This is a genomic window from Mucilaginibacter sp. (assembly GCF_028287845.1).
GTDB lineage: Bacteria > Bacteroidota > Bacteroidia > Sphingobacteriales > Sphingobacteriaceae > Mucilaginibacter.
In genome coordinates, this window is sequence record NZ_JAQBOW010000080.1 from 1 (window position 1) to 12,177 (window position 12,177).

General features: G+C 41.0%; 8 protein-coding genes. 2 read left to right on the forward strand and 6 right to left on the reverse strand.

Annotated elements, in window-relative coordinates:
• Positions 1-602 precede the first annotated feature (602 nt).
• Together JWP71_RS07705 and JWP71_RS07710 are read left to right on the forward strand one after the other, a co-directional pair.
• The gene (locus JWP71_RS07705) at positions 603-3,137 is read left to right on the forward strand and encodes an ATP-dependent Clp protease ATP-binding subunit (RefSeq protein ID WP_299498333.1); all 2,535 of its coding nucleotides are present in this window, start codon (positions 603-605) and stop codon (positions 3,135-3,137) included.
• Between the two features lie 175 nt (positions 3,138-3,312).
• Complete coding sequence (locus JWP71_RS07710; RefSeq protein WP_299498334.1) at positions 3,313-3,711, forward strand: hypothetical protein; 399 nt, start codon at positions 3,313-3,315, stop codon at positions 3,709-3,711.
• A gap of 64 nt (positions 3,712-3,775) precedes the next feature.
• Here JWP71_RS07710 and JWP71_RS07715 read toward each other — a convergent pair whose 3' ends face one another.
• The 6 genes from JWP71_RS07715 to hisS all read right to left on the reverse strand — a co-directional run bounded on the left by JWP71_RS07715 (position 3,776) and on the right by hisS (position 11,810).
• Positions 3,776-4,588 carry an SDR family oxidoreductase gene (locus tag JWP71_RS07715; RefSeq protein WP_299498335.1) on the reverse strand — a complete coding sequence of 271 codons (813 nt, stop codon included), beginning with the start codon at positions 4,586-4,588 and terminating at the stop codon, positions 3,776-3,778.
• A gap of 93 nt (positions 4,589-4,681) precedes the next feature.
• On the reverse strand, positions 4,682-5,692 hold the full coding sequence (locus JWP71_RS07720; RefSeq protein WP_299498337.1) for a hypothetical protein: 1,011 nt from the start codon (positions 5,690-5,692) through the stop codon (positions 4,682-4,684).
• A 257-nt stretch (positions 5,693-5,949) separates the two neighbouring features.
• Complete coding sequence (recN, locus tag JWP71_RS07725) at positions 5,950-7,605, reverse strand: DNA repair protein RecN (RefSeq protein WP_299498338.1); 1,656 nt, start codon at positions 7,603-7,605, stop codon at positions 5,950-5,952.
• 173 nt (positions 7,606-7,778) lie between these two features.
• A complete protein-coding gene (locus JWP71_RS07730; protein ID WP_299498339.1) occupies positions 7,779-9,782 on the reverse strand; it encodes a M56 family metallopeptidase in 2,004 nt (667 codons plus the stop codon).
• Positions 9,783-9,831: 49 nt separating this feature from the next.
• On the reverse strand, positions 9,832-10,200 hold the full coding sequence (locus JWP71_RS07735) for a BlaI/MecI/CopY family transcriptional regulator (protein WP_299498340.1): 369 nt from the start codon (positions 10,198-10,200) through the stop codon (positions 9,832-9,834).
• 230 nt (positions 10,201-10,430) lie between these two features.
• Entirely contained in the window at positions 10,431-11,810 is a 1,380-nt protein-coding gene (hisS, locus tag JWP71_RS07740; protein WP_299498341.1) for a histidine--tRNA ligase, read from the reverse strand.
• Positions 11,811-12,177 lie beyond the last annotated feature (367 nt).

The window sequence follows — 12,177 nt, forward strand, 5'->3', positions numbered from 1 at the left end:
GATTCTGCCTGACCCCATTCCAACCTGACTATACGGCCGGTGCTGAAACCCCACGTTAGCGATAGCAGCGCATACCGGCCTTGCGCCTAATGCCTTGCAGGCGTATGAGCGTATAGCGCGGCCCGCAGGGAAACGCCCAAATTATTTGAACCATGATTCGTAAGATTTTTGGGATTGCCTGATTTAATAATCCAACTAATCAATGGTTCAGACACCCCGCGCAACCGAATACTCAAACTGCCAACTACAAACCGCCCACTGTTAATTAAATAACCCATGCCATTACGTCACCCATCCTGACTAAACTGCCTATTTTTCCACAGTTGTGCATTTTCATTCCTGTTTTGGTTAAACTATTGCTGTTTGCGTATATCAAACAGGTAGTTAGCTACGTTATTAATGTAAAATTTACATAAGGGTAACTAATTTTTAAAAGATAAATGTTGCATAAAGTTTAACTTTTAATAGATTGCACATCATAATAGTGTCTGTTTAATTGTTAAGTGAAAAAGTTGGCAACAATATTGTTGATAATTATGGAAAACAACGCGTTCTAACTGTAGAAACAAATTAATATATTAGAACGTATAATAGGAATATATATGGAAGCAAAATTTTCGCCACGGGTTAAGGATGTGATACAATACAGCAGGGAAGAGGCGTTGCGCCTTGGACATGACTATATTGGTACAGAGCATCTGCTACTTGGGCTTATCCGTGATGGTGACGGTGTAGCTATAAAGCTGCTTAGAGAACTGGCTGTTGATACGGCCAGATTGCGCCGATCTGTCGAAGACGCTGTAAAAGGAACTATAGGAACTAATGTACATATTGGCAGCATACCGTTAACCAAACAGGCCGAAAAAGTATTGAAGATAACTTACCTGGAAGCTAAAATTTTTAAAAGCGATGTAATAGGTACCGAGCATTTATTGTTATCTATTTTGCGCGATGAAGATAATATTGCATCACAAATACTGATGCAGTTTAATGTTAACTACGAAGTGTTTAAAGGCGAGGTAGAATCGCATAAAAACAATGTGACCGATGAGATGCCCGGTTCATCAACCGGCGGCGAGGATGATTTTAAGGAAGAAGAAGCATTTAATCAGCCTAAAAAAGTATCAGACATTAAATCAAAAACCCCGGTATTGGACAACTTTGGCCGCGATTTAACCCGCGCTGCCGAAGATGGTAAACTGGACCCGATTGTTGGCCGTGAGAAAGAAATTGAGCGTGTATCGCAAATTCTGTCACGTCGTAAAAAGAACAACCCGATATTAATTGGCGAGCCGGGCGTTGGTAAATCTGCCATTGCCGAAGGTTTGGCGTTAAGAATTGTTCAGCGTAAAGTATCGCGTGTATTGTTTAACAAACGCGTGGTTACTTTAGACCTGGCCTCGTTAGTGGCAGGTACCAAATACCGCGGACAGTTTGAAGAGCGTATGAAAGCCGTTATGAACGAGCTGGAAAAATCGCCTGATGTTATTTTGTTTATTGACGAGATACATACCATAGTTGGTGCAGGTGGTGCTTCAGGTTCGCTGGATGCATCGAACATGTTTAAACCGGCTTTGGCCCGTGGCGAGATACAATGTATTGGTGCTACTACTTTAGATGAGTATCGGCAGTATATTGAGAAAGATGGCGCTTTGGACCGTCGTTTCCAGAAAGTAATGGTTGAGCCGGCTACGCCTGATGAAACTGTTGAAATACTAAACAGGATCAAAGAAAAATACGAAGAGCATCATGGTGTAACTTATACTGATGAAGCTATTGAGGCTTGCGTAGCTTTAACTACAAGATATATTACAGACAGGTTCTTGCCGGATAAGGCTATTGATGCTTTGGACGAATCGGGATCGCGCGTTCACTTAACCAATATCCACGTTCCGCCGGAAATTTTGGATATTGAGAATAAGATAGAACTGATAAAGGTTGAGAAGAATAAAGTAGTACGCAGCCAGAAATACGAAGAAGCTGCAAAACTGCGCGATACCGAAAAGCATTTGCTGGAAGAATTGGAGCAGGCTAAAGCGATATGGGAAGCCGAAACAAAATCTAAACGTTATACCGTAACCGAAGATAATGTTGCCGAGGTTGTATCTATGATGACAGGTATACCTGTTCAAAAAGTAGGACAAACTGATAGTCAGAAATTGTTAAACATGAGCGGCACTATTGGCAACAAGATTATAGGCCAGGAAGACGCGATAAAGAAACTTACCCGTGCCATACAACGCACACGTGCAGGCTTGAAAGATCCTAAAAAGCCAATTGGCTCGTTTATTTTCTTAGGCCCTACAGGTGTTGGTAAAACAGAGCTGGCTAAAGAGCTTGCACGTTTTATGTTTGATACCGAAGACGCGCTGATACAAATTGATATGAGCGAGTATATGGAAAAATTCGCGGTATCAAGATTAGTTGGTGCCCCTCCGGGCTATGTGGGTTATGAAGAAGGCGGACAATTGACAGAAAAAGTACGTCGCAAACCATACGCGGTTGTATTGCTTGATGAGATTGAAAAAGCTCATCCTGATGTATTTAACATACTATTGCAGGTGTTAGACGAAGGGCAATTGACTGATTCTTTGGGCCGCAAGGTTGATTTCAGAAATGCGATCATCATCATGACCTCGAACATTGGCGCACGTCAGTTGAAAGATTTTGGACAAGGTGTGGGTTTTAACACTAATGCTAAAACAACCCAAGCCGATTCGCACTCAAGAGGTGTGATAGAGAACGCTTTAAAACGTGCTTTCGCTCCTGAGTTTTTGAACCGTATTGATGACGTTATTGTATTTAACTCGCTTGGCGAAGAAGAAATATTTAAAATCATTGATATTGAATTAGCCTCATTGTTTGGCCGTGTTAACAGCTTAGGTTATAAAATTGAGCTGACCGAAGCAGCCAAAAAGTTTATTGCCGAAAAAGGATACGATTCGCAATTTGGCGCACGCCCGTTAAAGCGTGCCATCCAAAAACATTTGGAGGACCCAATTGCCGAAGAAATACTAAAAGGCGAAATGCACGAAGGCGATACCATGATGGTTGATTATGATAAAGAAGCCGACGAGATAAAGATATCTCCTAAAAAAGCTACTGTCAAAAAGCCGAAACAGGAAGAGCAGAATTAAGCTTTCAATAATAAAAGAGCCCCCGATTTCGGGGGCTCTTTTATTATTATATAATAGTGAATGTTACCCGAAGGCCCTGACATAAGCCCCCCAGGTATTTTTTTTAAAATAATCAAACTAAATATTAAACCTTTTCGTTTAAAAATTATCTTATCTATAGATAAATAAAATTACTATGAAAAAAATATTATCAATTGCATGCGTTGCCCTGGTCGTGGCAACATTAACATCCTGTAAAAAAACGTATGTAACTAATGTTACACCTAATTCAACCTACCTGGTTACTATTCCGGCAACTAGCTGGGCCCAAACCACGGATGGTAAATCAGATTCGGTTTCTATTAAAGCGCCTGCAATAGATAGCTTTTTTAATGACAATGGCGCTACATTGGTTTATTTCTCTTTCTTTAAAGGAGTATATGAGCAGATACCGGAAGTTTATAATAATGTATCATACAGCTACTTCCATTATACCGGTAATCTGGTGTTATACTCACAGCCAGTTGGCGGTGGCGTGCCGGTTAAACCAACCAGTGATATTACCGTGAAATTGGTATTGATACCATCTTCGTAAAAGAAATTATCTCTAAAACAGAAAAGGCTAACCGTTGGTTAGCCTTTTTTTATAGACAATATTTTTATTTCTCCATCTGCTCTATAACAGCTTGTGTTACTCCGGTGAAAGAGAAACCACCGTCATGGAAAAGGTTTTGCATGGTAACCATTTTGGTTAGGTCAGAGAATAAGGTTACGCAGTAATCAGCACATTGGTCAGCATCTGCATTACCAAGCGGACTCATTTTCTCTGCATAATTAATAAAGCCGTCAAATCCTTTAACGCCCGATCCGGCAGTAGTGCGGGTTGGCGATTGCGATACGGTATTAACACGTACATGTTTCTTGGTGCCATAATAATAGCCGAAGTTGCGGGCAATGCTTTCCAGCACCGCTTTGTTATCACTCATATCATTATAATCAGGGAATACACGTTGCGCGGCAATGTAGGTTAATGCTACAACAGATCCCCATTCGTTAATGGCATCCATTTTCATGGCAGTTTGCAGCACGCGGTGCAAGCTTAATGCCGATATATCAAAACCCTTGTGGGTAAACTCGTAATTGTTTTCATAATAAGGAATGCCCTTGCGCACGTTAACGCTCATGCCTATAGAGTGCAGTATAAAATCTACCGGGCCGCCAAAGTGTTCCATGGCTTGAGTAAACAGGGCTTCAATGTCTGCAGCAATGGTAACGTCGGCAGGGATAACCGGAGCTTTGATCTCTTCGGCCAGCTTATTTATGGTGCCCATACGCAAAGCGATAGGAGCATTGGTTAATACAATTTCAGCGCCCTCAGCATAACAATGCTGGGCGGTTTTCCAGGCGATAGAGTTTTCATCCAGTGCACCAAATATGATTCCTTTTTTGCCTTTTAATAAATTATAAGCCATGTTTTATTTTTTGTTTATAATGGTGGCAAAGGTAGGTATTTCCTCAATTACAATTAAATATAAAAATGATGCCGTCTTGAAGGGGCTTCCGGTTTAAGGAACAATGCCAGGCTTTGGAGGCAATGGAATTACGGTTACGGTTACCGGTGTTCTGGAGGTGGTACAACTCGCGCCTGTAGTTTGTACGTAATAGGTAGTATTGGTAGTTAGAGAGGGCGTTGTATAACTTGCCCCTGAGAATAATAGCGATCCGTTGGTAGCGGCATCATACCACTGATATGAACCTCCCGGTGCTGTTGCAGTAAGTGTAGCAGAATTACCTGAACAAATAGTAGCCGGGGCAACCGTTGGCGCTGCAAGTGCAGTAACGTTTACCTGTTGAGTTACCGGCCCACAGGACGTTTGATCATTAACTGTGACTGTATAAGTACCCGGGGTGGTTGCACTTATTGATGAGGTGGTTGCACCTGTATTCCATGAATAAGTATAGGATGGGTATCCACCAGTGGGCACGGCTGTTAATGTTACCGGCGCCCCGGAGCAGATTACAGGAGATGATGGTGTTATTGACACATTAAGTGGAGGATAAATATAAACACGAACGGTAAGAATACCAGCTGCACAAGTTCCCCTCATGCCGCTAACTTTATAATCAATATAGGGAGGAACAACTGCCTGAGGTGTAACAGTAGTACTAACACCTGATGTTGAGCTTAAATAATTATTATAAGCCCCTATAGCGCCAGGATAAACCGAGGTCCAGCTAACAGTGGACGGCGTTAAGCCATTAACCGACATAGTTCCTGAGCAACCTGTTCTTAAGTAAAGATCAGGTGAAACCGTTACTGATGATAATGCGGTTATTGTATAGGCAACGATGTTGCTGCCCGGCTTACAAAAGGATATTGTAAAGGTTGTCCCTAATCCGGATATACAGGCCGGTGTACCACTAGGGGCTGTAATGCTGGTTGAAAGTCCGCAATTTATTATATAAGAACCGGATCCGGTTACTTGATCTGTACTAAAATTGATCATGTCAGTGCCCGGGGCAACAGTTACATTAAAAGTATTGCAATTAGTGCCACAGCAGTCTCCATTACGCATTGCCGATATTGTAATTGAATTACTTGCAGAAGCAGAAAGATCAACATTAATAGGTGTTGTGGTACATTGGGCAAACCCTTTATAACAAAGAAAGGAGAACAAAAGGACCAAAAATGCAACCCTCATAATAAAACATGTCTTGCGGAAAAAAAACATAAAAGTTTGCAGCTAACTTATCGGTTGATAAATATGCGCTTTTTTTTATCAATTGACTTTATAATAGTTGCATTTTTCGCTATCGTTTCCCCTTCAGGGGGTTAGGGAGCTAACAACTCTCTCGCATTCTGCAATGCGCTCTCGCCTGGTTTATCGCCGCTTAGCATTTTGGCTATTTCTAAAACACGCTCGTTTGTGTCTAATTGCTTAATACGGGTGCGGGTTGTATCGCTCTCGTCATCTTTATAAACAAAATAATGGCTATTACCCTTGCTGGCAATTTGCGGCAAATGAGTAATGGTAATAACTTGTAAATTATTGGATAGCTGCTCCATGATCTGCCCAACTTTATTAGCTACCTCGCCGGATACTCCTGTATCTATCTCATCAAAAATAATGGTAGGTAATGCTGTGTTTTTAGCGATAAGGGATTTAATGCTCAGCATCAACCGCGAAAGTTCTCCGCCTGATGCTACTTTGCTCATTTCGGCCAGGGCATGGCCTTTGTTGGCAGAAAATAGGAAACGTACTATATCAACCCCGTTCTTTGTTAACTCTGATACTGTTGTACACTCAATTTTAAGCGCCGAATTACTCATTCCCATTTCGGCCAAAGTCTGCAATACCTGCTCCTCAATAACCGGGATGGCTTTTAATCTGTTTGTCGATAATTGAGCCGCCAATTTCTCTAATTCTTTTTTATCGGCATTAAGTTGTTGTTGTAATTTCTCAATTACCTCGTCACCAAAAACGGCCTGCTGTATCTTGCCCGATAACTCATCCTGCAGCTCTAACAACTCAGCATTACTGTTTACACGGTGCTTCTTTTGCAGGATGTAGATCAGGCTCAGGCGGATATTGATGTCTACAGTGCGAGCCTCGTTGGTATGGGTGCGTTGCTCTATGTTTTCTATCTCGGCTGATATGTCTTTCAGTTCAATAACGGTGCTATTTAACCGCTCCTGTAATCCTTCAATTTGCGGGTTAAATTTTATTAGTGCGGCTAATTGTTGCCCGGCCTCACGCAATTGCACCAGTGCGGCTGCATCGCTATCCTGCATCAGGTAATTGGCGCTTAACAGGTTACGTTTTATTTCTTCGGCGTTGTTTAAGGCGTATAGTTCCTGTTCTAATTGTTCCTGCTCGTGGGTTGACAGGCCGGCTTTTTCCAGCTCATCAAATTGAAACTGGTAATAATCCAGGTCGGCTTTAGCCTTATCACTTTCGTCTACCAGCTGCTGTAATTTGGATGTGGATTTTTTATAAGCCCGAAATTTAGTTTGATACTCACCCAACAAATCCGGATGCTTAGCCACCGAATCAACCACCAGTAATTGAAATTCAGGGTCATTAATTTCCAGTGTAGCATGCTGTGAGTGTATGTCTATCAGCTTTTCGCCCAATAGTTTGAGCGAGTTTAAATTTACCGGTGTGTCATTAACAAAAGCGCGCGATTTACCATCGGCAGATATTTCGCGTCTTAGTACGGTTTCGGCTTCATAGTCGAGGTCATTATCTTCAAAAAAGGTTTTAAGATGAAAATTAGCAATTTTAAAGGTGCCTTCAATAACGCATTTCTTTTGCTGGTTGAAAAAGTACCGGCTTTCTGCCCGTTGTCCTAAAATAAGCGAGAGCGCACCTAATATAATTGATTTACCCGCACCGGTCTCGCCGGTGAGGATGTTTAATCCGCCGTCAAAACTAATTTCAAGATTATCAATAAGGGCATAATTACTTATACTGAGTTTTTGAAGCATAAAAAAAGTATCCTTGTTTAAAGGACACTAAATTACAATTTAGGTTAAATAGTATGGTAGTAAGTTAATAAATAAAGAGGGCTCGCCCCTCTTTATTTATTAACTATAAACTGATCTTATTACATATATTCTTCCACTAACCTTACTTAACCATATATTTTATAAAAAATTAATTATAATGGTGATCTTTCTGGTTTTTCAGGAGCCTCCGGTTTTTCAGGTGCTTCCGGTTTTTTCAGTTTTTCGGGTCTTTTCAGTTTTTCCGGTTTTTCCGGAGCCGGCGGTGGTGCTGGGGTCTCAATTATTTCTTTGTCATCAATTCTTTTGATTTTTAGGTCTTTCTTTGGCCTCGGCGCATACTTCATCTTTGGCTCTTTTATTTTAATTTCTGCCATCTTTTTTTTCCATTCAGGGCTGTCAAAGTATTTGCCCATGTCTTCGCCGCTTTTCTGTATATCCTCAATTTGCTTTTTCCACTCAGGGCTGTCAAAGTATTTGCCTACATCTTCACCACTTTTCTGTATCGCCTCTATTTGCTTTTTCCACTCGGGGCTGTCATAGAATTTGGCCATATCTTCGCCGCTTTTCTGCATTTCCTCTATGTGCTTTTTCCATTCAGGGTTATTAAACTGTTTTTCCATCGCCATTGATTTCTCTATCAATACCTTTTGTTTCTGTTTCCATTCGGGACTGTTAAATTGTTTAGCCATCGCCATTGATTTCTCTAACATCGCCTTTTGTTTCTGTTTCCACTCGGGGCTGTCAAACTTTTTGGCCATTAGCAAGCCTTGTTTTTTCATTAGTTCGGCTTGTTTTTTCCATTGGTCGCTTGCATAGAATTTTTTCAAAACAAAACGTGCCGAGTCGTCCATTGCCATTTTTAAATCAACAGTATTGCCTAAAAAGTCGTTACGGTCTTCTACAGGTAGTTCATTTACAGAGTTGTATTCTTTTTTATTGCCTTTTTCGTCTTCAATTACAATTTTATATTTTTTGTTTTTGATGGTGGTGTCATCCAGTCGGTTAAACCTGGTAGAGTCCTTATAATATTTAAAACTTAAGCTTCTTTTATGCTTAAGTGGGGCAGGTGGCAAAGCAGGTGCTGCTACTGCCGGAGGGGCGCTAATAGCCGCAGCTATCATCTTTATAGCAGGGGCATTTTTAATAATTACCTTGCCATTTTTAATTTCGGGGTTTAGCCAGGCTATGCTGCTAATGCTACAGGTAAGGGCCAGTACGGTTATTAGTACGGGGCGTATATTTACGGTTTGTGTTTTAGTTTTCATGATGCGTTCAATTCGGTTTAACAATTCATACTTTTTTTTGGTAGCGGCAAGGGCCAGTTGCCACTGATGGTGTTTATTCTCCTCGAGTTTTAAAAGCGCTTGTGCATATATAAACGGACTGCCGGTAATGTGCACAACTACATCATCGCAGCAATTTTCTCTTTCTTCGTTAATAATTTTATTTACTAACCTGGCAAAAGGGTTAAAGAATAAAAGGATGCTCATTACCTGTTGTATAAAGTTTAACAGGTAATCGTTTCTTTTAATATGGGCCAGTTCATGAAGCAATATGGCCTCAATTTCGTCGGTAGACAGGTAGCAGGTAATAGATAGCGGCAACAGAATAATTGGTTTAATAAAACCTGTAATACAAGGCACATCAACCCATTCGCTAAAAGCGGCTTGTACATTGTTTTTCACATCAAGCTTTGCGGATAAACGTTTCACGGTGTTTTCAAAACCGGCATCGCTAATGTTTTGCCTTATGCGATAAATGCTGTTCCAGGCAAGTGTTAATCTAAATGTGTTAAATACTAAGCCAACGACATATAGCATTGTTAAGTAAGGCATATAATTAGCTATGGTAAAGTAAAACCGGTTAGCCGGTGCGCTTGCCTCGTGCATAATTGCGGGTAATGTTAATGGCGATATTTGCAACGCCGTTGTTGATAGCCAGTTATAATTACCCAATTCTTTAAATAAGGTAACAATAAACCATCCCAGCGTAATAGCAAGCGCGCTGTAGGCAACAAGATATTTAACTGCCGATGATGTTGCCGGGAAAGCCAGCACAAATAAGCGCAACGCTATATAAATAACTAACCCCTGCCACAATGAGTGGATAATGGTTATGCCTAAAACCTGGCTGATGTTGTAAAACAGATTTTCCATAATTTTAATTTTTACTTATTGCTATGCCTAATCTTTAATCTCTAATTAACTAATCTTTAACCTCAAATTGCTGCAGATATTTCCTGATCGCATCAATCTCGTCAGACGATGCTCGGTGTTGGCCAAGCGCCTGGATAACCAGGTCGGCGGTCGAACCTTTAAATACGGTATCCAGAATTTTATCCAGCGCGGTATTCTGTGCCTGTTCGCGGCTTATTACTGCTGTATATAAGTGGGTTTTAGAATTGGTGTCGCGCACAACCAAGCCCTTATCAGCCATTATCTGCATCAGTTTAAGGGTGGTGGTGTACCCGGCATCTTTGTTTTTTGCCAGTTCTTCATGTACATCGCGCACGGTGCATTGGCCTTTCTTCCAAATTACCTGTAATATTTCAAGCTCGCTTTCTGTTGGTTTCATTTCCATATTTTCCTATACTACGAATATCTTCGTACAAATGTACGATATATTTCGTATATGCAAATAATATTTAAATTATTTTATAAAAAAGTGGTTAAGTAATTAACGCTTATATATATAAGTCGTTTAAAAAGAAGAAATGTTACAAGAAAAAAATATTTTTAGAAAAAATATCCCTGTGGTTGGTTGGCTTTTTTTTTGCAGTGGTGACCCGGTTATAGTAGAGTAGATTACAAACCTGTAGTAAGTTTTCCTATAATCTGTTTAGCTGTAAGCTTCTCCTGCATGCCCGAAGTCATATCTTTAAAGGTAAGCATGCTGCTTTGCATTTCGTCACTGCCAATTACAACAGTGTAAGGTATATATTTATTATTGGCATAATCCAATTGTTTTTTGATCTTGGCGCCTGCCGGGTAAAGTTCTGTATTAATGTTATTATCGCGCAGCTGTTGTAATAAGGGCAGGGCATAAAGTTCGCCATCCTTATCAAAGCAGCATATTAAAACCTGGGTGCTTTGGTTAGCATCCGCCGGGAAAAGATCCAGCTCTTCCATCACATCATAAATACGGTCGGCACCAAATGATATGCCAACACCTGTTAGCCCCTTTAAGCCAAACATACCGGTCAGATCATCATACCTGCCGCCGCCGCCAATGCTGCCTATGGCAACCTCGTTGGTTTTAACTTCGAATATGGCGCCTGTGTAATAGTTCAGGCCACGAGCAAGGGTAATGTCCAGTTCGATGGTGCCGTTTTGCAGTTTAAAGTTATCTATATAATTAAATACCTCTTCTATTTCATCGCACCCGGTTAGCCCAATTACAGAATCGGCAAGCGCGGCGCGTAAACTTTGCAGCTTTGTAGAGTTAGTACCCTCTAATAAAATTACGGGTTTTAATTTTTCAATATCATCCGTTGTAAAGCCTTTTTCAAGCAGCTCTTTTATAACGCCATCCAGTCCAATTTTATCCAGTTTATCAATAGCTACAGTCAGGTCAATAATGTTATCAATTTTTCCTATAACTTCGGCTATGCCTGATAGAATTTTTCTATTATTTATTTTTACTGTAAAATCTTTTAAGCCCAGGGCGCTTAAAGCTTCGTCATAGATCAATATAAATTCGGCCTCATTTAATAAAGAATCAGAGCCAACCACATCAGCATCGCACTGAAAAAATTCGCGATAGCGGCCCCTCTGTGGTCTATCTGCACGCCAAACCGGCTGCACCTGGAAACGCTTAAAAGGAAAAGTAATTTCGTTTTGGTGTTGCACTACGTAACGAGCGAAAGGGACTGTTAAGTCGTAACGTAAAGCTTTTTCTGAGATGTCTGAAATAAGCTGGTTTGAATTTGCATTAACCAGTTTTGCAGGCTCAACCTTAGAAAGATAATCGCCGCTATTCAATATCTTAAACATCAACTTATCGCCCTCATCACCATACTTACCGGTTAAGGTAGACAGGTTCTCCATTGACGGAGTTTCTATTTGCTGATAACCAAACTTGCGGAAAACGCCTTTAATAGTATCAAAAATAAAATTGCGTTTTACCATTTCGGCAGGCGAAAAGTCGCGGGTTCCTTTAGGTACGGATGGTTTTATAGCGGCCATGTGGCAAATGTACAAAAAAGAGTGTTAAGCTCTCTTTATAAGATGTGCGTTATTAGCAGCTTGGTGACGCTCATGGCTGTTAAGGCCCTAGTTCTTTTTCCTTAGATGAAAAAGAACCGAAAAATCAAGTCAGACGAGAGGCTTCTTTGCGCTCGAGGCCTTTGCCCTGCAAGCAGGTAAAACCACGGGCTGCATAATTTTGCTCCAACTGGCACAGGCCATTGCCCGGGCAAAAAGACGCCATGCCCTTCCAGCCGCACAGCCCAACAAGTTTTACATGCTTTCACCCGAAGCTTTTCGTCTGACGTTTCGGCTAGAACCGAGATTCTGCAAACTGTGAAGAATCAAAAAAGAAGCGCAAAGGCCT